This window comes from Pseudomonas sp. ESBL9, assembly GCF_036668715.1.
GTDB lineage: Bacteria > Pseudomonadota > Gammaproteobacteria > Pseudomonadales > Pseudomonadaceae > Aquipseudomonas > Aquipseudomonas lundensis.
The window spans coordinates 449,058-468,977 of record NZ_JAZEVV010000003.1 but is presented as its reverse complement, the minus strand read 5'-3'; the positions used below and the strand labels follow the sequence as shown (position 1 = coordinate 468,977).

Genomic DNA, 19,920 nt, shown 5'->3' with positions numbered 1-19,920 from the left:
ATTGCGACGCGTATAAAAGTACGACCGGCAAAGGCGGTCCAAGGTTTAACCCGTGTGCCGCTTTGCCTCAAAAAAGCCTCGCGTTCTCTTTTACCCGCCCGCAAAGCAGCGGGCTAGAGGCCTTTGGTTGAACAATCAATTGTGTCGATTATCACCATTGGCCGTATGAACTTTGTTATCGAAAATCCAAGCGTAGCATTGCCCCCGTACCCACTGACTGCCTTGCTACGGAGCACCCGCATCATGAAACGCCCAGCCATGTTTGGTTTGACCCTGTCACTGTTTGCCTTTAACGCCTTCGCCCTGCCCGCTGAAGATCAGTCGGCGCCCTTGGCACAACCCGCCTCCAGCACCTTGAGCGAGCCTTTGAACCCGGTCGCTGAAGACGGCGCACAACGCACGCTGGATCAACACAACCGTGTGGCCGAAGACGGTTACGACCGCACCCAGAAGCAGCAACAAAACCGCCTGGCCGAAGGTGGCGCAGAGCGTCTGGCCGAAAGGAATCAACGTGCCAGCTAAGCGCAGCGCAGTCGTCGCTGACGAGCAGCGCGAAACGATCGCAAGCCCGACCCGCGTTATTCGTCACTAACGACTGCGTCACGTTCACCCGCCTGAGCCTTTAACTGCGTTCGACGTCATCAAAGCTGATTTGCTAGAGTGCGCCGCTGCACTTGTCAGGAAGACCCGCCCAGATGCTCCCCCGCGCCGAACAGAAACAACAAACCCGCCTTGCGCTGATGGACGCCGCCCGCCACTTGATGGAATCGGGGCGCGGCTTTGGTAGCCTCAGCTTGCGTGAAGTCGCAAAAACCGCTGGCATCGTGCCCACCGGCTTTTATAGGCACTTCAGCGACATGGACCAATTGGGCCTGGCGTTGGTCAGCGAGGTCGGCCAGACCTTTCGCGAAACCATCCGCCTGGTACGCCATAACGAATTGTTCATGGGCGGCGTGATTAACGCATCGGTGCGGATTTTCCTCGATGTAGTCGAGGCCAATCGCTCGCAGTTTCTGTTCCTCGCGCGGGAGCAATACGGCGGCTCGCAACCGGTTCGGCAGGCCATCGCGGCATTGCGCGAAGACATCACCTCCGACCTGGCCGCCGACCTCGGCTCCAAGCCCAAACTGCACCATCTCAACCCGGCGGCGCTGACCGTGATTGCCGACCTGGTGGTCAAAAGCGTATTTGCGGCGTTGCCCGATGTGATTGATCCGCCCCCCGAACCGCTGCCGGACTACCTGCAACCGCAGGCCAAAATCAGCCAGCAACTGCGCTTCATCTTCATTGGCCTCAAACACTGGCAAGGGTTGGGCAGCACCGAGTAAGCGACTTCGCACCTCATTGGTGCAACACAGCCCAGTGCGCGCACTTGTTTAGATCAAGTTTCATCTTCCTGCTCTGTTTTTGAGCCTACGATTCGCGACATCAGCGATGCCCGGCCAGGTTGGCAAGCCCCTTGCTGTGAGCATGCCTATCGTTAATCGCAGGAAGCCTACCGATGCTGGTCATTCACCGAAGAGTCGACGCCCACCCCGTGTGGAGCGCCGAGCTGCATCTCAACTTCGAAGCCCGAAGCAAAAGCCGTCTGCGCTGTTTCAGCAGCGACGGTGAAGAGGTCGGGCTGTTTCTGGACCGCGGGCAGACGCCCCTGCACGACGGCGAATTCCTTCAGGCGCAGGACGGGCGCATCGTGCGCGTCTGCGCCAGCCCTGAACACCTGCTGCACGTCACGTGCGACAACGCGTTCGAACTGACCCGCGCCGCTTATCACTTAGGCAATCGCCACGTGGCGCTGCAAGTGGGTGACGGCTGGCTGCGACTGCTGGATGACTACGTGCTCAAGGCGATGCTCGAACAATTGGGCGCCTGCACCGACGCCATCGAAGCCCCGTTCCAGCCTGAACATGGCGCCTACGGCGGTGGTCATCACCACTCCCGGGCGGGCGAAGAAGACTTCAACTACGCGCCCAAACTTCACCAGTTTGGTGTGCGTTTGTGAGCCCGGCCTGGGCGCTGCTGCGTCTGGCCAGCCCGCAATTGCCCATTGGCGGCTACAGCTATTCCCAAGGGCTGGAAATGGCGGTAGAGCAAGGCCGGGTGCGCGATCCGGCCAGCGCCGCGCGCTGGATCAACGACCAGTTGCTGCTCAACCTCGCCCGCTTCGAAGCCCCGCTATTGCTCGCTCACTGCCAGGCTGCCGCCCAAGCAGACTGGCCCGCCCTGCAACGGTTTTGTGACGAACACCGCGCCAGCCGGGAAACCCGCGAACTGCATCAGGAAAGCCGGCAAATGGGCTATTCCCTGCAACAGTTGCTGAGCGGCTTACCTGAACTGGATGAGCCCGCGCGGCAGTTCCTCTTACAGCAAGGCGAGCCGCATCTGGCGCTTGGCTGGGCACTCGCCGCACGTGCGTGGGACATCAACCCGCAGGACGCGTTGGCGGCATGGCTCTGGAGCTGGCTAGAGAACCAGTTGGCCGTGTTGATGAAAACGCTGCCGTTAGGCCAGCAAGCGGCACAACGCATGACCAGCGAGTTATCCCCAAGCCTGCAACTGGCGCAACTGAACGCCAGTCATCTGGATGTTTCCCACATGGGCAGCGCCGCTTTTGGCCTGTCATTAGCGAGCATGGCCCACGAGCGCCAGTACAGCCGCCTGTTTCGGTCCTAGGAGTTTTGAATGAATACACAACCTCTGCGTGTCGGCATTGGTGGGCCGGTCGGCTCAGGTAAAACCGCGCTGACCTTGGCGTTGTGCCTGGCGTTGCGGGAGCGCTACCACCTGGCGGTCGTGACCAACGATATTTATACCCGCGAAGATGCCGACTTTTTGGTACGCAACCAGGCATTGGCACCCGAACGCATCATTGGCGTGGAAACCGGTGGCTGTCCCCATACTGCCATCCGCGAAGATGCCTCGATCAACCTCGAAGCGGTGGATCAATTGAACCGCCGCTTTCCGGGCCTGGACGTGATTCTGGTGGAATCGGGTGGGGATAACTTGTCGGCCACGTTCAGCCCCGAACTCTCCGACCTGACGATCTACGTGATCGACGTGTCGGCGGGTGACAAGTTACCGCGCAAAGGTGGGCCGGGGATCTGCAAGTCGGACTTGCTGGTGATCAACAAAATCGACCTGGCACCGCTGGTGGGCGCCTCGCTGGAGCTGATGGACAGCGATACGCGGCGCATGCGCGGCGACAAACCGTTTGTGTTCAGTAACCAGAAAACCGGCCATGGACTCGATGCGATCGTGGCGTTTATTGAGCACCAGGGGTTGTTGATAACGCAATGACGAGGGGATGTCAGGAGGAAAGTCGCGTCTGAGCGCAGCCGTCTGCGGCTGCGATCAGTCATGACGCGCTGATTAGGCGATCCACCTGCGGTCACCGGTGAAGCTGATGGTCAGCCAGCGAGCGCTGTCAGCCTTGCCCAGTAACTCGGCTATTTCTTCCCGAAGGGCGTCGAGGGTTTTCACACTGGTCAGCGGATACCCCGAAGGCAACACGATGTGAATTTCAATGAAACGCGCCCGGCCATGCTTCTGCACGTAGGTTTTGTAACCTTCAAAGCCATGCCGCGCCGAGGCGATTTCCAGTGCCTCGCGCACCTTGTCGTCCAGTGCGTCGGGGGCGATCCCCAGCACGTCGCGCAATGCCGGCTTGAGGATTTTGAACGCAGGCGCAAGCATGCTCAGGGCCAGCACAATCAGGATTGCCGGGTCCACGTAAGCCGCCCACTGTGCATAACCCTGATGCGTCAGGGCCAGCGCCGTGAGGAAACTGATCAACAGGCCCACCGACAACATGGCATCCACCAGCCAACTGATGTTGTCGAACTGAATCAGCGTCGATTTCAACGTTCGATTTTTGCGCCGAACCCAGAAGTAGTAGCCAAATTCGATCACGGTAAACACCGCTGCATAGAGGATGACCAGCCCCAGTTCAATCTCGCGCCCGCCATTGATGATGCCGAATACACCATTCAAAAAGGCATAGATCGCAATCAATAAGAGGAAGCTGCCTTCGATCAACAACACCATGGGTTCAAGGTGCCAGAAGCCGAACTGGAAGCGCTGGTTGCTCTCCTTGGCGATGAGTTGCGCCGTTATGAGCATCAACACCTTGATAAACGTTGCGATCAACGAGAAAAAACCATCGAACAAGATGGATTGCGACCCCGAAATAAAACCCGTCACGATGCCCGCAATGGCCACCGCAAACATTAGAACAGTCGATTGTTTGAGCAGAATCTGCTCGCCACGGTTACTCACAAAAACTCCTTTCAGCCCGATGGAATGCGACCCCCTCAGGAGGTCGCGGGTGGGCTGCCAGGGGCGAGTTTACTCCTTGGCGTGCCTTTCGATGGCAAAACCGCTCCAGGACTGCGTCACGGGCATCAGCTCAAGGCGATTGATGTTGATGTGTGCCGGGGTGTTGAGCACCCAGAAAATGGTCTCCGCAATGTCTTCGGGCTGAATCGGATCAGCGCCCTGATAGGTCGCGTCGTAGCGCGCCTGATCGCCCCCGAAGCGCACCATGGAGAATTCGCTTTCGCACAAACCCGGCTCAATGTTGCTGACGCGCACGCCTGTGCCTTGCAGATCACAGCGCAGGTTCAGGGAGAATTGCTTCACAAAGGCTTTGGTGCCGCCATACACGTGGCTGCCGGGGTACGGGTAATTACCCGCGATAGAACCCAGGTTGACGATCCCGGCACCGCGCCCGCAGGCAATCAGGCGCGGCAGCAGCAGGTTGGTGGTGTACAGCAGCCCTTTGATATTGGTGTCGACCATGGTTTCCCAGTCGTCGAGCTTGCACTGCGGGGCCGGGTCAGTGCCGACCGCCAGCCCGGCGTTGTTGATCAGTCCGCGCAGCTTGCTGAACGAGGGCGGCAAGTTGGCAATCGCCGTTTCCATCGCCCCACGGTCACGCACATCGACCACCAGGCCATGCACTTCTGTGTGCTTGGACAATTCTTCACACAGGGCGTCCAGACGCTCTTTCCGGCGGCCGGTCAGCACCAGTTTCCAGCCTGCTTGCGCAAACTTGCGTGCACACGCCTCACCAAATCCAGAAGTCGCGCCGGTAATAAACAGGGTGGAAGTCATCGTGTTCTCCTTGGCTGGCGGGCAGGGTCCGCCGGGGTAATGGGACGGCCAGCAGAATGCCCCGAGTGCGTTTGAGCGGCAAGCAGGTTGCGTGGGCAACCGTGTGCTGTGCAAAAAACAACCAACCGTCTCCAGACCACATCGCACAAGGGGTAGCGCCATGTGCGCTCACCTTATCCACAGGCCCGTCCACAGTCTTTGGGGGCAACTCGAAACGCGCAAAGCCCCGCCATGCAAGGGTTGCAGGCGTTTATCCAAGGTTTTTTGCTTGACCTGAATACGCACTCCATGCACACGCCCTAAAAAGGTGCGTGAAGTTGAAAGTGCAAGGATAGCCAGAGGCCAGTAATTACGCCGCTCAGGGCATTCTTTCCAGAGTTTAACCACAGACTTATCCACAGGACGCCGCAGTTTTTTCAAGGCCGTATTTTTATCAACAAAGCTGTTGACAAATCACCCGAGAGGTCGCGGAAAAGACAGCGATCAAAAAACAACCACACCGCTACAGCCCTTATGAATAAAGGGCTACAGCCAACTACTCCCACGTTACCCACAGCCACCTCCACAGCAAACGGGGACAAGTCAAAACGATGACAAAACAACGAATTACAGCGTCTTTATGTCGCGCTTTCGCAGGGTTGCAATTTTGTTTTCCACAATTTCAGGCGGGGTCAGAACGGCTCGCCCCAAGGGGGCGAGCAGGGTGATGCGGACGGCGGGGTTTAATGGCCGCCCAGATAGGCGTTACGCACGTCTTCGTTGCTTAACAACTCTTTGCCCGTGCCGGTCAGGCGGATTTCTCCGTTCACCATCACGTAGGCGCGGTCCGACAACCGTAGCGCATGGTTGGCATTTTGCTCGACCAAAAAGATGGTCATGCCGGTTTGCGCCAGCTCCCGCAGGGTGGCAAAGATCTGTTTCACCACAATGGGCGCCAGCCCCAGGCTCGGTTCGTCCAGCAGCAGCAACTTCGGACGGCTCATCAACGCACGGGCAATGGCGAGCATCTGCTGTTCACCACCGGACATAGTCATGGCCCGCTGATTACGGCGCTCTTTGAGCCGCGGAAACAGGTCAAACATGCGCTGCATGTCTTCTTTGGCGTGTTGGTCACCGATGGGGATGGTGCCCATCAGCAGGTTTTCCTCCACCGTCATGTCCGGAAACACACGACGCCCCTCCGGCGATTGGGCAATCCCGTTGGAAGCGATGTAGTGCGAAGACTTTTGCGTGATATCCACACCCTGGTAAAGAATCTGACCGCCACTGGCGCGGGGCTGCCCAAAAATCGACATCAACAAGGTGGATTTTCCGGCACCGTTAGAGCCAATCAAGCTGACGGTTTCGCCCTCTTCGATGTGCATCGAGACCTTTTTCAACGCCTGAATCGGCCCGTAATGAACATCCAGTTCCTTGAGTTCGAGGATCGTGCTCGTCATATCAGCTCCTCTTCGTCTGCACCCAGATACGCGGCGATGACTTTCGGGTCGTTGCGAATGGCGTCGGGCCCGCCCTCAGCGATCACGTTGCCGTGGTCGAGGACCACGATGTGGTCGGAAATGCTCATGACCATGCCCATGTCGTGCTCGATCAGCACCACGGTCAGGTCGTGCTCGTCTCGCAACAATCGAATCATGCCGCTCAGGGCTTCGGTTTCCTGCGGGTTGAGGCCCGCCGCCGGTTCGTCAAGACAGATAATTTGCGGTCGCGTACACATGGCCCGCGCAATCTCCAGTCGCCGTTGCTGGCCGTAAGACAACTCGCCCGCCAGACGGTTGGCGCAGTCCACCAGATCCACCACCTCCAGCCAGTAGAAAGCGTGGTCCAGCGCGTCGCTTTCAGCCTTGCGGTAGCCCTTGGTATTGAGAATCCCCGCCAGCAGGCTGCGATTGACCCACATGTGCTGGGCCACCAGCAGGTTCTCCAGCACGGACATTTCCTTGAACAGGCGAATGTTCTGGAAGGTTCGCGCCAGACCGGCGCGGTTGACCAGGTGAGTGCCGCCGAACATTTTGTAATACAGCCGGCTGCCGAACGCTTTGGGCGAGACAAAATCCGTCACCCGAAACGGCTCGCCGAGCAGTTTGATCACATTGGTGCGGGTGCCCCGCGCGTTGAGTTCGATCCTGCCGCCGGTGGCTTTATAAAAGCCGGTCAGGCAGTTGAACACGGTGGTTTTCCCGGCCCCGTTAGGGCCGATCAGAGCGAAGATCGAATTGCGTTTGACCTTGAGGCTGACATCGCTCAGGGCCTTGATCCCGCCAAAGTGCATCATCAGCTTGTCCACCGAGAGCACGACGTCTTTATCCATGGAACGCTCGCTCATGGCGCGACTCCCTTGCGTGGTGTGACCCCGACACGGCTGATGCGGATCAGGCCCCGTGGCCGCCAGATCATCATCAAGACCATCAGCACGCCGAACAGCAGCACGCGGTATTCGGCAAAGCTGCGCAACAGCTCCGGCGCGACCGTCAGTACAAACGCGGCAATCACCACGCCGACAGTCGACCCCATGCCCCCGAGTACCACAATCGCGAGGATCAGCGCCGATTCAAAGAAGGTGAACGACGACGGGTTTACAAAGCCCTGATAACTGGCAAAGAACACACCCGCCAGGCCCGCCGTGGACGCTCCCAGGGTGAACGCCGACAGTTTGACCAGAACGTGATTGAGCCCCATGGCGCGACAGGCAATTTCATCTTCGCGCAGGGCTTCCCAGGCGCGACCGATGGGCATGCGGGTCAGGCGATGCTTGATGTACAGCACCAGCAGCACGACCAGAAACAGCACGATGTAAATGAACAGGAACTTGATGTTGGGGTTGTAGGCCAGCCCGAAAAACTCGTGAAACGGCACTCCGCCGTCTTTGGCACGGCGCCCGAATTCAAGGCCCAGAAAGGTCGGCGATGGCACCGGCATGCCGTTAGGCCCGCCCGTGAAAGACAACCAGTTGTTGAGCACCAGACGAATGATTTCGCCAAACCCCAGCGTCACGATGGCCAGGTAATCGCCGTGCATTCGCAACACCGGGAACCCGAGAATGCACCCGGCCATGGCTGCCGCAATCGCCGCCAATGGCAGCACCGACCAGAACCCCAGCCCCAGATACTGATAGCCAAGGGCCAGACCGTATGCGCCGATGGCGTAGAACGCCACATAGCCAAGATCGAGCAACCCCGCCAGCCCCACGACGATGTTCAGCCCAAGGCCGAGCAACACATAGATCAGGCCCAGAATCACCACGGTCAGCAGGTACTTGTTGGCAAAGAAGGGAAACACAATCGCAATGACGATCAGCAGTGGCACGATCCAGCGCAGCCGCGTCTTGTAGTCCGGCGGCAACACGTGCACGCCCGAGCTCGTGGATTCAAAACCCTGGAGCACTTTGAGACCCCGGGGTGTTTGCAAAAACAGGCTCAGGACAAAGCGCCCGACCATCACAATCGCCACCAGCCAGCCGACCCGGGCGGGTTGCAAATTGAAGCTGTAGCCGTCGAGCACCACCCCCACAATCGGGCCGAACACAATCAGTGAGATCAACCCGGCCAGGATCGAATCCACGACACTTTTTTTCACATCAATCGGTTTATTAATGGCTGCAGACATACTTACACCTTCGCCACAAGTGGACGACCCAGCAGGCCTTGAGGACGGAAAATCAGGATCAGCACCAGCAGCGAGAAACTGAACACGTCTTTGTAGTCAGAGTTGACCAGACCGGCGAACAGCGACTCGGAGATGCCGAGGATGATGCCGCCGAGCATGGCGCCGGGCAGCGATCCAATCCCGCCGAGCACGGCGGCAGTGAACGCCTTGATACCGATGATGAACCCGGCATAAAAGTCGAACGTGCCGTAGTTCATGGTGATCAGCACACCGGCCAGTGCCGCCATGGCTGCACCGATCACGAACACGTAGGAAATCACCCGATCCGTATTGATGCCCAGGATCGACGCCATCTTGCGGTCCTGTTGCGTGGCGCGGCACATGCGACCCAGCTTGGTGTACTTGATGATGTAGGTCAGCAGGCCCATGCCCACGAAGGCGGCGACCAGAATGAAGACCTTGGTGTAGGTGAGCTGGACGAAACCGGTCCCGATATCGACCCGCCACGCACCGCTGAGCAGCGTGGGCACGCCTTGCTGGCGCGAACCTTGTGCAATTTGGACGTAGTTTTGCAGGATCAGGGAAATGCCGATGGCACTGATCAGCGGTGCCAGTCGTGTGGAATTTCGCAGGGGTTTGTAGGCCACTCGCTCAATCACCCAGCCATACACCCCGGTAACCACCACGGTGAAAATCAGGGTGCCCAGCATCAGCAGCGGGAAGGATTCAATACCGAAGTATGCCAACAGAGCCAGACTGATCGCCGCGAGGTAAGCAGAGATCATGTACACCTCGCCATGGGCGAAGTTGATCATGCCGATGATGCCGTAAACCATTGTGTAGCCGATGGCGATCAGGCCGTAGACAGACCCGAGGGTCAGGCCGTTCAGCAGTTGCTGTAGGAAAATACCGTCCATAACGCAATCTCACGCACTGGAGCCAATCCGCAGACACACGCCCCCCACACCGTCCGAAGACAGTTTGAATGACTGGATTTACGTGGCTCCTGGAAAAGAAGACAGGTGATGCAAAGCCTCACCCGCCCGACCGCCACTCAGGCAACGGTCGGGCGAGGGATTCAACTCACTTCTGTTTTTCCAGCTGGTGATATTTGCCGTCTTTGTCCCACTGGTACATCACGTAGTCAGAGACTTTGAGGTCGCCCTTGCTGTCCCAGGCCTTTTCACCCATGACGGTTTTCACCGGGTTGGCCTTGAGCCATTTGGCCGCGTCTTCGCCTTTGTTGGATTTGGCGCCGTTGAACGCATCTGCCAGGGCCTGGATCGAGGCATAGGCGTACAGGGTGTAGCCTTCAGGCTCTGTGCCGCCTTTGCGGAATTGCTCTACCACGGCCTTGCTGTCAGGCAACAGGCGCGGGTCGGCGCCGAAGGTCATGAACACACCATCAACGTATTGATTGCCACCGGCGGTGGTGACCAATTCATCGGTAACCACGCCATCGTCAGACATGAACTTCACGTCTTTAAGACCGTTCTCACGCATCTGACGCACAAGCGGTCCCGCTTCCGGGTGCAGACCGCCGAAGTACACGACGTCCGCGCCCGCGGCACGGATCTTGGTCACCACGGCGCTGAAGTCTTTTTCACCCCGGGTCAGGCCTTCATACAACACGGGTGTCACACCGCGTTTCTCAAGCTGGGCCTTGGTCGCGTCGGCCAGGCCTTGGCCGTAGGTGTCCTTGTCATGCAGGACCACCACTTTTTTACCCTTGAGCACATCGACGATGTAGTCGGCCGCTACGATGCCTTGCTGGTCATCCCGACCGCACATGCGGAACATGGCGCTCAGGCCGCGTTCGGTCACCTGCGGGTTGGTGGAACCCGGCGTGATCGCGATGACACCCGCCTCGTCATACACTTCGGACGCCGGAATCGTGGACGAAGAACAGAAGTGCCCCACCACTGCCGCTACCTTGTCCTGATCGACCAGACGGTTGGCCACCGCAACCGCTTGCTTGGGCTCGCAGGCATCGTCGCCTTTGACCAGCACGATTTTTTCGCCGTTGACGCCACCCGATGCGTTGATTGCATCCGCTGCCGCTTGTGCACCCTTCATGTACTGCTCACCAAATGCCGCGTTGGCGCCGGTCATTGGACCGGCAACCCCGATTTTTACATCCGCCAGAACAAACGAAGACATGCCCATCGCAGCCGAAACGGCGAGGGCCAGAAAACCTTTCTTGTAGAACGTCTGCGACATGAGGTGGTGCTCCTGAGGTTTTTTTAGTTGGCACTTCGACTTCACTTAAAGCGCTGAGCAAGGCGCGTGCCATTGGTTTTTTATTCTTGAAAAAGCCGCTGTCTTATTGTTCTGTCGACTGTTTCGAGCCCATTTTTATTGGGCGTGCAACCGTCTAAACCGAGGAAGGTGTAACTGTTTGTTTTCAGCAGGCGCCACCTTGAGTCTTCAACCTTGCAACCGGGTTGCCCTGCAGCGCCCAATCGACCTGTAACCCGCGACGTCACCGAACTGCACACTCGCGGTGCATCGCTGCTACAGGGCGCACCATTAGAGGCTAGCCGTTACACACATAAACGGCGGCTAAATCACGATCCTTAAACATTGCCCGGCGTGGTACAGGGAAAACCCTGCTTCGTATAAACAACTGCGCAAGCCCGTGCCGCAGAGCGGCTGCATCGCAGAAAAAGGAATGGGCAGCACCTTGGCGTCGCCATGACACAAATAGTCGGCAAACGCCTTGCCCACCACGCTGCCCGTGGTGACCCCGCGTCCGTTGTAACCGGTGACCGCCACAAGACCGGGCGCCGGTTCAAATAAACGCATCAAGTGATCGGGGGTGAACGCAATGCATCCCGTCCAGGTGCATTCCCACTCCACGCCTTTCAAATACGGGAAGTAGTGCTGCTGCACGCGGTCGGCCCACGCCTTGAGGAACCAGCCGGGTTTCTGATTGCCATTGCCGAGGCTGCCCAGCAATAAACGGCCATCGGCATCCCGCCGAATACTGCTGAGTACCTGGCGTGTATCCCACGAACCTTGCCCTCCGGGCAGGATCCGTTGTGCGGTTTCGTCTGTCAGAGGTTTGGAAGCAACCTGGTAGTAATAACCTGGGAAAAAGTTACGTCGCAGGTCAGTCCATTCGCCCTCGGTGTAGGCATTCGAGGCCAGAACCACCTGTTCGGCATCCACGGCGCCGTGCTCGGTTTGCACGGACCAGCGTTGCCCTTGGCGTTCCAGCCCGGTGACCGGGGAATGATCGAACAGCCGCCCGCCCAGATCACCCGCGACCTTGGCCAGCCCCGAGGTGTAGGCCATGGGGTTGAGCGTGCCCGCGCGGCGATCCAGCAAGGCCGCGGCGATTTTCGAGGTGCCGGTGGCCGCTTCGCACGCCGCGCCGGTGAGCAATTGCACCGGAGCACCGCGCAGTCGCCATTGCTGCTCGCGGCTGCGCAGATCGGCTTCACCCTTGGCGTTGTGGGCCATGTGCAACGTGCCTTCGCGGCGCAACTGGCAATCAATGCGGTATTTGTCGACGAGGTCGAACACCAGCGCTGGCGCCGCCCCGAGCATGCGATTGAGCTGACTGCCCACGGCTTTGCCAAATCCGGCTTCGATTTCGTCGGGCGGGATCCACAGCCCCGCGTTGACCAGCCCCACATTGCGCCCCGAACCACCATGCCCGGTGCGATGCGCCTCCAGCACACACACGCTTTTGCCCTGTTCGAGCAAATGAATGGCGGCTGACAACCCCGTAATACCTGCACCGATCACGCAAACGTCAACGCTCAATTCGCCCTTGAAGGCAGGCGCTTGAGGACGTTGCGGCGTGAGGCTTTCCCACAGACATTCTTCGCGTAAAGGCATTGCCAAGCTCCACACATGAAACTTAACCAGAAACCCTCACCCCAACCCTCTCCCGAAGGAAGAGGGTTGGGGTGAGGGCAAGCGTCCTACCTCAATCAAACGTAATACCCTGCGCCAGCGGCAGTTCTTGCGAGTAGTTGACGGTATTGGTCTGACGCCGCATGTAGCCGCGCCAGGCATCCGAACCCGACTCACGCCCGCCGCCGGTTTCTTTTTCGCCACCAAAGGCGCCGCCAATCTCGGCACCGCTAGGCCCGATGTTGACGTTGGCAATCCCGCAATCACTGCCGGTGGCCGACATAAAGCGCTCCGCCTCGCGCACATCGGTGGTGAAAATGCACGACGACAAGCCTTGCGGCACCGCGTTGTTCAGGCGCAGGGCTTCGTCAAACTCGCTGTAGCCAACCACGTACAAGATCGGCGCAAAGGTTTCGTTGCACATCACCTCACTCTGCTCGGGCATTTCAACAATGGCCGGGCTGACGTAGTACGCATGTGGGTACTGGTCGGCCAGTTGGCGTTGTCCACCGAAGACGTGCCCGCCTTCGCTCAAGGCCTGTTCGAGCGCATCCTGCATGTTGTCAAAACTGTGTTTGTCGATCAGTGGGCCAACCAGATTGCCTTCCAGCGGATGGCCGATGCGCACGTTGGCGTACGCGGTCTTGAGGCGGGTGAGGATTTCTTCTTTGACCGATTCGTGCGCAATCAGGCGGCGCAAGCTGGTGCAACGCTGCCCGGCCGTGCCCACGGCACTGAACAGGATGGCGCGCACGGCCATGTCCAGATCGGCGCTCGGGCCGAGGATCATGGCGTTATTGCCACCCAGTTCGAGGATGCTGCGGGCAAAGCGCGCGGCAATTTTGGGCGCCACTTCACGGCCCATACGGGTGCTGCCGGTGGCACTGATCAACGCCACACGCGGGTCGTCGACCAACGCTTCGCCTGCCTCGCGGCCACCGATAATCACTTGGCTTAAATGCTCAGGGGCGTCGCTGAAGGTGCTCAGTACCCGGTCAAACAGCGCCTGACACGCCAGGGCGGTGAGCGGGGTTTTCTCGGACGGTTTCCAGATCACTGCGTTGCCGCACACCAGCGCCAGCGTGGTGTTCCACGCCCACACCGCGACCGGGAAGTTGAACGCGCTGATGACACCGACCACGCCCAGCGGGTGCCAGGTTTCGCGCATGTGGTGACCGGGGCGTTCCGAAGCAATGGTCAGGCCATACAGCTGACGCGACAGGCCGACCGCAAAGTCGCAAATGTCGATCATTTCTTGCACTTCACCCAAGCCTTCCTGGGTGATTTTGCCGGCTTCCCAGGACACCAGCTCGCCAAGATCGGTCTTGTATTGGCGCAGCAGGTCACCGAATTGACGCACCAGCTCACCGCGACGTGGCGCCGGCACAGTGCGCCAGGCTTCAAATGCGTGCTCGGCACGGGTCACGTGCTGCTCGGTTTGCGCCGCACCTTCCCAGTGCACGGCGCCAATCTGGCTGCCATCAATCGGTGTGTGAACGGGCTGTTTACCCTGTTGGTACAGCGCAGGGTCAACCCCTAAACGATCCAGCAATGCAGCGACCATGCAGGCACTCCTTCAACATGAAAACGTTCGCCGCCGGTTGCGGCTCAGGTCTTTAGTTGTAGCTGGCACATCCCGCGCCAACAAACGACCTTTAAGCGAGATATCATTCCGAAAATTCATGCAGCGCTGGTAACGTCAGCGAACAACAAGAAGCAGAGGCTGCCATGCTCAATAAACGCTACCTGCCCTCGATCACTGCCTTGCAGTGTTTTGAAGCGGTGACTCGCCACCTGAGCTTCACCCGTGCGGCTGAAGAGCTGAACCTGACTCAAAGCGCCGTCAGTAAACAGGTCGCGCAACTGGAAGAGTTGCTACAGCACTTGCTGTTTCGCCGGGTACGGCGCCGTCTACAGCTGACGCCAGCCGGGGATTTGTACCTTGTAGAAGTCCGAAAAATCCTGACCCAAGTGGAAATGTCCACGCACACACTGCGTTCCTACGGCGGGGAAACAGAGGTCCTGCGTGTCTCTACACCCTCGACCTTCGGCGCTCGCTGGCTTGTCCCACGCCTTAAAGGCTGGCGTCTGCGACATCCACAGATTCATCTGGATGTATGCAATGAGCAGGAAGCCGATGAGTTGCTGCAAGGGCGCAGTGACCTGGCGTTCTACTTCGGCCAAGGCGCCCGCCCCGGCACCGAATCCCTGAAGCTGTTCGGCGAATCGCTGGTGGCGGTGTGTGCGCCATCGAGCCTGCCCGCTAGCGCGTTCGTCGACGCGACGCAGTTGACCGATCTGGTCCTCTTGCAAAACGCTTCGCGCCCGCAAGCGTGGCATGAATGGTTCGAAAGCCAGGGCCTGCACACGGATCACAGTTATCACGGCCCGCGCTTTGACACGTTCTATATGTGCATCCGGGCGGCTCAAGTGGGCTGCGGGGTTGCACTGCTGCCGCGCTTTCTGGTCGAAGAAGAACTGGCTGACGGCACACTGGTCATTGCCTGGCCGTACGCGTTACCCAGTCACGATGCGTATTACCTCGCCTACCCGGAACACGCGGCCGCAGTTCCCAAGGTCAAGGCGTTTGTGAGCTGGATGATGGAGCAATTTAAAGAAGAACACGCGTTGTAGCCGTTCTCGAAGCAAAAACCACTGGCACAACCGCACGCGGATATGCGCCACTAGCGTCATTCATTGAAAGCGCTGAAAGCCGTGGCAATCAGGCACGGCCAGCAGGGAGATCCGCGTTATGAGCGAGAGTGTGTTTGCCGATCGCATCGTGCAGAACTTGCTCGACACCGACTTCTACAAATTGACCATGATGCAGGCGGTGCTGCACAACTATCCCAACGTGGACGTTGAATGGGAGTTTCGTTGCCGTAATCACGAAGATTTACGTCCGTATTTGAGCGAAATCCGGCATCAGATCGAGCGCTTGGCCGACGTCAACATGAGTCAGGACCAACTCGGTTTTCTGGAGCGGATTACGTTTATGAAGCCTGACTTCATACGCTTCCTGGGCCTGTTTCGGTTCAACCTGCGCTATGTCCATACCGGGATCGAAAACGGCGAACTTTTCATTCGCCTGCGCGGCCCGTGGCTGCATGTGATTCTGTTTGAGGTGCCGTTGCTGGCGATTGTCAGTGAAGTGCGCAACCGTTCGCGGTATGCCAACACGGTGCTGTCCCAGGCCCGCGAGCAGTTGTACCGCAAGTTTGACTGGTTGCAGGCCAATGCCAGTGCCGATGAACTGGCAGGGTTGCAGGTGGCCGATTTCGGAACACGTCGTCGGTTTTCATACCGGGTACAAGAGGAAGTGGTCAACGTGCTCAAGCACGACTTCCCCGGCAAATTCGTGGGCACCAGTAACGTCAACCTGTCCCGCGAGCTGGACATGAAGCCATTGGGCACCATGGCCCACGAATGGATCATGGCGCATCAGCAACTCGGCCCGCGCCTGATCGACAGCCAAAGCGCCGCGCTGGACTGCTGGGTGCGCGAATACCGTGGCCTGCTGGGGATTGCGCTCACCGATTGCATCACCACGGATGCGTTCCTGAAGGATTTCGACCTGTACTTCGCCAAGCTGTTTGACGGTTTGCGCCACGACTCGGGCGACCCCGTGATATGGGCTGAAAAATGCATCGCGCATTACCACCAGTTGGGCATTGACCCGATGAGCAAGACGCTGGTGTTCTCCGACAGCCTGACCCTGCCCCGTTCGCTGGACATCTTTCGCGCGTTGCGTGGCCGCATCAACGTCAGCTTCGGCATCGGGACCAACCTGACCTGCGACATCCCGGGGGTTGAGCCCATGAGCATCGTGCTTAAAATGACCGGCTGCAACGACTCTCCCGTGGCGAAAATTTCAGATGAACCGGGCAAGACGCACTGTTCCGATCCTAATTTCGCTGCCTATTTGCGCCACGTCTTCCAAGTTCCTGAACATTCTCCCAAGGAGTGAATCATGCAGGCCGTACAGCGTCAGATCGCCAAAGACCTCAATGTCCAGCCACCGTTTAAAGACGACGATGCCCTTGAAGCTGAAGTTGCGCGGCGGATTACCTTTATCCAGTGCTGCCTGAACAATGCCGGACTCAAGACCCTGGTACTGGGCATCAGCGGAGGCGTCGATTCATTGACCGCTGGCCTGATGGCACAACGCGCGGTCAAGCAACTGCGCGAGCAGACCGGCGACGAGCGCTACCGTTTTATCGCTGTGCGCCTGCCCTACGGTGTGCAGCACGACGAAATTGATGCCACCGCCGCTGTGGACTTCATCAACCCGGACGAGCGCCAGACCGTCAATATCGGCCCTGCCGTCAAGGCGCTGGCCGCTGAAGTTGCCTCGTTCGAAGGCAAACCCCCGGCCACGGTGGATTTTGTACTGGGCAATACCAAGGCGCGGATGCGCATGGTGGCGCAATACACCATCGCGGGCGCAACAGGCGGGCTGGTCATCGGCACCGATCACGCGGCAGAAGCGGTGATGGGCTTCTTCACCAAGTTCGGGGATGGCTCCTGCGACCTGGCCCCGCTCAGCGGGCTGGTCAAAAATCAGGTGCGGGCCATTGCGCGCTTCTTCGGGGCCCCGGAATCGCTGGTCGAAAAAGTCCCGACGGCGGACCTCGAAGACCTGGAACCGGGCAAGCCCGACGAAGCGTCCCACGGCGTCACCTATGCCGAGATTGATGCTTTCCTGCACGGCGAGCCGGTGAGCGAGCAAGCCTTCGACATCATTTGCAAAACGTATGAAAAAACCCATCACAAACGTGAAATGCCGTTTGCGCCGTGAGCCGTAGGGCACGTGTTGAAATACCCCGTGCCTCTCCCGAGGAGAGGAACGGGGTGAGACATGGTTGATTCCCCAGCCAGAAAAAACGGAATGAACCCCGCATTTTTTTTCGCTTGTGGCACGCCGTCCCAAGGGCTTTGATAGACGCTCGTTTTGTCGCCAGAGCCTTGTCCGCCATGTCTGCTTTCGATGGTTTGTTTTCGCTGGTCGAGTCTGCAATCGGCCAACCCGCCGCTCACTGGTTGCGCGAGCATGTTGAAGTCCCACAGGGCCTGCTGGATTTCAGTTGGCACCCGCAGGCGCTGCATCGGGCATGGCTCGCTGAAGCGCTGAACCTGTGCCTGCTGCACAAGCTGGTGGACGCGGTGCCGGATGGCCGACGTTATGTGCAAGAGCAAGCACAGCAAGGGCGCAAAGTGGTGTTCGATCATGGCGCCATTCGCACGGTGGACTGGCCGGTAAATGGCGAGCTGCCGCGGGGCCGTCTGGCGTTCTCTCGGTTGCTGGAGCCGTTGGGCTTTACCGATGTGCGCACCTATCCCCTGACTCAGCTGAACATGACCGGCTGGGGCTACCGACACATGGACTTGCCTGAGGGCATTGCACAGTTTTTTGTGTCGGAATTGCACCCGGGACGCTTCAGCGAGGGGTTTCAACAGGCGGTCAGCCGGGTGGTCAGCAGCAGCCGCGACCCGCTCAACGCTGAGCACAAGGCCATCCTTCACCGCCTGCAATTGACCCGCCATTGCAGCCTGCGTGACGCGCAACAGGTGTTACATGGTCTGTACCACGCGTTTGATCGCCAGCACGGTGCCGTGCAAGAGGCCGATTATCAGTGTCTGCTCCAGGAAAGCGCCGAAATGGCCTGGATCGCGACCGAAGGCAACAGCTTCAACCACCTGACCGACCGCGTCAGCGATCTGCACGCCACGGTCGCGCAACAACGCGACCTCCAGCGCCCGATGAAAGACAGCATTGAAGTGTCGGCATCAGGACGGGTAATGCAGACGGCCTACCGGGCCTGCACCGTGACACGCGGGCTGGTAGATGAACACGGGGTGTACCGCGAGCATCAGGTGCCGGGCTCGTTTGTAGAGTTCATTCAGCGCGAGACAGACCCGGCGACGCAACGCCTGGACCTGAACTTCGACAGCAGCAATGCCCAGGGAATTTTCAAAATGACGGCGTCAAACGCCTGAGGCAAAACGAAAACAGCCCTGACGGCGTAAACCTGTCAGGGCTGTTTTTAAACGCTGCGCGGCCTTATTTAAGTACCACGGCGCCTTTCATCATCGAGTTGTGGCCCGGGAAGGTGCAGAAGAATTCATATTCTTCACCGGCTTTGAGTTTGGAAACGTCAAACGTCACCGAGTCTTTCTCGCCAGCACCAATAATTTTGGTATGGGCGATCACGCGGGTGTCACCGTCTTTGAGGTAGTTTTTGTCGATACCGGCGGCCATGCCATCGGTCGAGACACCCATCATGTCCGCCTTCGTGCTCAGCACCCAGTTATGACCCATCACGTTCTTCGGCAGGCTGCCAGAGTGGGTCAGTTCTACCGTGAAGGTTTTGCAGGACTTGTCGATGGTGATTTCTTTGGTGTTGTACGACATCTGGTCAGTCGAATCGACAGTTACTTTGCATTCAGCAGCCAACAGTTGGCCGCTGGCCAGAGTCAAAAGGGATACCGCAACAACTTTGGCAAACATGGTGTATCTCCAAGGCAGGGTATTAAAAATCCACAATTTGTATACAGGTTGCCCGAAAATCGTCTCGATTCCAATGACCTGGATCATGGCGCAACGTTTTAATCCGGTGTAATAGCCTGCTAGACGAACGGCGGGCTTATAACCTTAGGTCATGATCCGGTTTTTTGGAGAATAAGTGATCCCACGTAAAACCCGACTTTTCATGGCAGCCAGGGTTATGTTTCAGACGCGAAAAACAGCCTTGCAAAAACCCGGCTAACGGCTAAGCACTAATACAGGGCAGAATACCCACCGCTCACCTCACCTTCGAGCGCAAGAGGATCGCCCATGGCCAAACCAAACTACAACTTCGCAAAGCGTCAAAGAGACCTGGCTAAAGAGCAGAAGAAAGAAGAGAAGCTGCAACGCAAGAAGGCTGCCGCTGAAGGTGGCGCCGCAGAACTGGAGCAGGACGTCGACACTGAAGGTGACGTTGACGTTGAAGCGCAAGAGACTGGCGCAGCACAAGAAGACAAAGCCCCCAACGCGTAACACCCTCGGCCCGGTTATCCACAACCCGGCCCACAGGATCTGTGATCAGGATCAGCAGCCCGGCTGTTGATCCTCGCAGTCACCCTGACCGCCTTGTAACATCGTCTGACGCCCTTCACGCTCCATTCCTGCAAGACGTATTGCCTTCGACCTGCGCGCGTGTGGCAGGCCTCCCAGCGCACCACCTGAAAACCCGGCAACCGCCGACGCGCCGAGCAACACGGCTCAGGCGTCTTTGAGTGACGATCAGGGTTGGGTTGGCACGCGAGATCGGTCTGACCGAACGCTGTGCATTCGAT

The 19,920-nt window shown here is 58.6% G+C and carries 20 protein-coding genes; 10 read left to right on the top strand and 10 right to left on the bottom strand.

From position 1 onward, the window contains the following. Window positions 1-243: 243 nt before the first annotated feature. The 5 genes from V6F78_RS11730 (at window position 244) to ureG (ending at window position 3,297) form a co-directional block, all read left to right on the top strand. Window positions 244-522, top strand: coding sequence for a hypothetical protein (locus V6F78_RS11730; RefSeq protein WP_047273158.1), 279 nt, complete (start codon window positions 244-246; stop codon window positions 520-522). Between the two features lie 173 nt (window positions 523-695). Beyond that, window positions 696-1,328 (top strand): TetR family transcriptional regulator, encoded by a 633-nt coding sequence (locus V6F78_RS11725; protein WP_332727284.1) that lies wholly within the window; start codon window positions 696-698, stop codon window positions 1,326-1,328. A 173-nt stretch (window positions 1,329-1,501) separates the two neighbouring features. Continuing rightward, the gene (ureE, locus tag V6F78_RS11720; RefSeq protein ID WP_047275125.1) at window positions 1,502-2,002 is read left to right on the top strand and encodes an urease accessory protein UreE; all 501 of its coding nucleotides are present in this window, start codon (window positions 1,502-1,504) and stop codon (window positions 2,000-2,002) included. Beyond that, the gene (locus tag V6F78_RS11715; RefSeq protein ID WP_047291687.1) at window positions 1,999-2,673 is read left to right on the top strand and encodes an urease accessory protein UreF; all 675 of its coding nucleotides are present in this window, start codon (window positions 1,999-2,001) and stop codon (window positions 2,671-2,673) included. The genes ureE and V6F78_RS11715 overlap by 4 nt, the downstream gene beginning before the upstream one ends. A 9-nt stretch (window positions 2,674-2,682) precedes the next feature. Continuing rightward, complete coding sequence (gene ureG, locus V6F78_RS11710; RefSeq protein WP_169840185.1) at window positions 2,683-3,297, top strand: urease accessory protein UreG; 615 nt, start codon at window positions 2,683-2,685, stop codon at window positions 3,295-3,297. A 72-nt stretch (window positions 3,298-3,369) separates the two neighbouring features. Here the strand turns inward: ureG and V6F78_RS11705 are convergent, their stop codons facing one another. The 9 genes from V6F78_RS11705 to amaB all read right to left on the bottom strand — a co-directional run bounded on the left by V6F78_RS11705 (window position 3,370) and on the right by amaB (window position 14,146). Continuing rightward, on the bottom strand, window positions 3,370-4,275 hold the full coding sequence (locus V6F78_RS11705) for a cation diffusion facilitator family transporter (RefSeq protein ID WP_047291682.1): 906 nt from the start codon (window positions 4,273-4,275) through the stop codon (window positions 3,370-3,372). 69 nt (window positions 4,276-4,344) lie between these two features. Next, window positions 4,345-5,112 (bottom strand): SDR family oxidoreductase, encoded by a 768-nt coding sequence (locus tag V6F78_RS11700; protein WP_332727281.1) that lies wholly within the window; start codon window positions 5,110-5,112, stop codon window positions 4,345-4,347. Window positions 5,113-5,834: 722 nt separating this feature from the next. Continuing rightward, the gene (locus V6F78_RS11695; protein ID WP_047273151.1) at window positions 5,835-6,551 is read right to left on the bottom strand and encodes an ABC transporter ATP-binding protein; all 717 of its coding nucleotides are present in this window, start codon (window positions 6,549-6,551) and stop codon (window positions 5,835-5,837) included. Further along, window positions 6,548-7,423 (bottom strand): ABC transporter ATP-binding protein, encoded by an 876-nt coding sequence (locus V6F78_RS11690; RefSeq protein ID WP_047273274.1) that lies wholly within the window; start codon window positions 7,421-7,423, stop codon window positions 6,548-6,550. The genes V6F78_RS11695 and V6F78_RS11690 overlap by 4 nt, the downstream gene beginning before the upstream one ends. An 11-nt stretch (window positions 7,424-7,434) precedes the next feature. After that, window positions 7,435-8,718 (bottom strand): high-affinity branched-chain amino acid ABC transporter permease LivM, encoded by a 1,284-nt coding sequence (gene livM, locus V6F78_RS11685; protein WP_169858734.1) that lies wholly within the window; start codon window positions 8,716-8,718, stop codon window positions 7,435-7,437. A 2-nt stretch (window positions 8,719-8,720) separates the two neighbouring features. Next, window positions 8,721-9,635, bottom strand: a complete 915-nt coding sequence (locus tag V6F78_RS11680) for an ABC transporter permease subunit (RefSeq protein ID WP_047273149.1) — start codon at window positions 9,633-9,635, stop codon at window positions 8,721-8,723. A 166-nt stretch (window positions 9,636-9,801) separates the two neighbouring features. Then, window positions 9,802-10,938: a branched-chain amino acid ABC transporter substrate-binding protein gene (locus V6F78_RS11675; protein WP_070414969.1), complete on the bottom strand. Its 1,137-nt coding sequence runs from the start codon at window positions 10,936-10,938 to the stop codon at window positions 9,802-9,804. A 342-nt stretch (window positions 10,939-11,280) separates the two neighbouring features. Continuing rightward, window positions 11,281-12,564 carry an L-pipecolate oxidase gene (amaA, locus tag V6F78_RS11670; RefSeq protein ID WP_169858735.1) on the bottom strand — a complete coding sequence of 428 codons (1,284 nt, stop codon included), beginning with the start codon at window positions 12,562-12,564 and terminating at the stop codon, window positions 11,281-11,283. A 91-nt stretch (window positions 12,565-12,655) separates the two neighbouring features. Beyond that, entirely contained in the window at window positions 12,656-14,146 is a 1,491-nt protein-coding gene (gene amaB, locus V6F78_RS11665; protein WP_047273146.1) for an L-piperidine-6-carboxylate dehydrogenase, read from the bottom strand. Between the two features lie 164 nt (window positions 14,147-14,310). Between amaB and V6F78_RS11660 the strand changes: the two genes are divergently transcribed. The 4 genes from V6F78_RS11660 to V6F78_RS11645 all read left to right on the top strand — a co-directional run bounded on the left by V6F78_RS11660 (window position 14,311) and on the right by V6F78_RS11645 (window position 18,579). Beyond that, window positions 14,311-15,216 carry a LysR family transcriptional regulator gene (locus V6F78_RS11660; RefSeq protein ID WP_094990091.1) on the top strand — a complete coding sequence of 302 codons (906 nt, stop codon included), beginning with the start codon at window positions 14,311-14,313 and terminating at the stop codon, window positions 15,214-15,216. A 118-nt stretch (window positions 15,217-15,334) separates the two neighbouring features. Next, on the top strand, window positions 15,335-16,549 hold the full coding sequence (pncB, locus tag V6F78_RS11655) for a nicotinate phosphoribosyltransferase (protein ID WP_047291670.1): 1,215 nt from the start codon (window positions 15,335-15,337) through the stop codon (window positions 16,547-16,549). A gap of 3 nt (window positions 16,550-16,552) precedes the next feature. Beyond that, window positions 16,553-17,380, top strand: a complete 828-nt coding sequence (nadE, locus tag V6F78_RS11650; RefSeq protein WP_047273143.1) for an ammonia-dependent NAD(+) synthetase — start codon at window positions 16,553-16,555, stop codon at window positions 17,378-17,380. A gap of 176 nt (window positions 17,381-17,556) precedes the next feature. Further along, window positions 17,557-18,579 (top strand): DUF1338 domain-containing protein, encoded by a 1,023-nt coding sequence (locus tag V6F78_RS11645; RefSeq protein WP_332727277.1) that lies wholly within the window; start codon window positions 17,557-17,559, stop codon window positions 18,577-18,579. 64 nt (window positions 18,580-18,643) lie between these two features. Here the strand turns inward: V6F78_RS11645 and azu are convergent, their stop codons facing one another. Continuing rightward, window positions 18,644-19,090 (bottom strand): azurin, encoded by a 447-nt coding sequence (gene azu, locus V6F78_RS11640; RefSeq protein ID WP_047273141.1) that lies wholly within the window; start codon window positions 19,088-19,090, stop codon window positions 18,644-18,646. Between the two features lie 327 nt (window positions 19,091-19,417). On the opposite strand from azu, the gene V6F78_RS11635 reads away from it, so the two are divergent. Beyond that, window positions 19,418-19,621 (top strand): hypothetical protein, encoded by a 204-nt coding sequence (locus tag V6F78_RS11635; RefSeq protein WP_047273140.1) that lies wholly within the window; start codon window positions 19,418-19,420, stop codon window positions 19,619-19,621. The last annotated feature ends 299 nt before the right edge of the window (window positions 19,622-19,920 follow it).

Excerpts from the sequence above, each read along its gene's own strand:
- V6F78_RS11730 (WP_047273158.1), top strand. The coding sequence starts at position 244 with ATGAAACGCCCAGCCATGTTTGGTTTGACCCTGTCACTGTTTGCCTTT.
- V6F78_RS11725 (WP_332727284.1), top strand. The coding sequence starts at position 696 with ATGCTCCCCCGCGCCGAACAGAAACAACAAACCCGCCTTGCGCTGATG.
- ureE (WP_047275125.1), top strand. The coding sequence starts at position 1,502 with ATGCTGGTCATTCACCGAAGAGTCGACGCCCACCCCGTGTGGAGCGCC.
- ureG (WP_169840185.1), top strand. The coding sequence starts at position 2,683 with ATGAATACACAACCTCTGCGTGTCGGCATTGGTGGGCCGGTCGGCTCA.
- V6F78_RS11700 (WP_332727281.1), bottom strand. The coding sequence starts at position 5,112 with ATGACTTCCACCCTGTTTATTACCGGCGCGACTTCTGGATTTGGTGAG.
- V6F78_RS11695 (WP_047273151.1), bottom strand. The coding sequence starts at position 6,551 with ATGACGAGCACGATCCTCGAACTCAAGGAACTGGATGTTCATTACGGG.
- V6F78_RS11690 (WP_047273274.1), bottom strand. The coding sequence starts at position 7,423 with ATGGATAAAGACGTCGTGCTCTCGGTGGACAAGCTGATGATGCACTTT.
- livM (WP_169858734.1), bottom strand. The coding sequence starts at position 8,718 with ATGTCTGCAGCCATTAATAAACCGATTGATGTGAAAAAAAGTGTCGTG.
- V6F78_RS11680 (WP_047273149.1), bottom strand. The coding sequence starts at position 9,635 with ATGGACGGTATTTTCCTACAGCAACTGCTGAACGGCCTGACCCTCGGG.
- V6F78_RS11675 (WP_070414969.1), bottom strand. The coding sequence starts at position 10,938 with ATGTCGCAGACGTTCTACAAGAAAGGTTTTCTGGCCCTCGCCGTTTCG.
- amaA (WP_169858735.1), bottom strand. The coding sequence starts at position 12,564 with ATGCCTTTACGCGAAGAATGTCTGTGGGAAAGCCTCACGCCGCAACGT.
- amaB (WP_047273146.1), bottom strand. The coding sequence starts at position 14,146 with ATGGTCGCTGCATTGCTGGATCGTTTAGGGGTTGACCCTGCGCTGTAC.
- V6F78_RS11660 (WP_094990091.1), top strand. The coding sequence starts at position 14,311 with ATGCTCAATAAACGCTACCTGCCCTCGATCACTGCCTTGCAGTGTTTT.
- pncB (WP_047291670.1), top strand. The coding sequence starts at position 15,335 with ATGAGCGAGAGTGTGTTTGCCGATCGCATCGTGCAGAACTTGCTCGAC.
- nadE (WP_047273143.1), top strand. The coding sequence starts at position 16,553 with ATGCAGGCCGTACAGCGTCAGATCGCCAAAGACCTCAATGTCCAGCCA.
- V6F78_RS11645 (WP_332727277.1), top strand. The coding sequence starts at position 17,557 with ATGTCTGCTTTCGATGGTTTGTTTTCGCTGGTCGAGTCTGCAATCGGC.
- azu (WP_047273141.1), bottom strand. The coding sequence starts at position 19,090 with ATGTTTGCCAAAGTTGTTGCGGTATCCCTTTTGACTCTGGCCAGCGGC.
- V6F78_RS11635 (WP_047273140.1), top strand. The coding sequence starts at position 19,418 with ATGGCCAAACCAAACTACAACTTCGCAAAGCGTCAAAGAGACCTGGCT.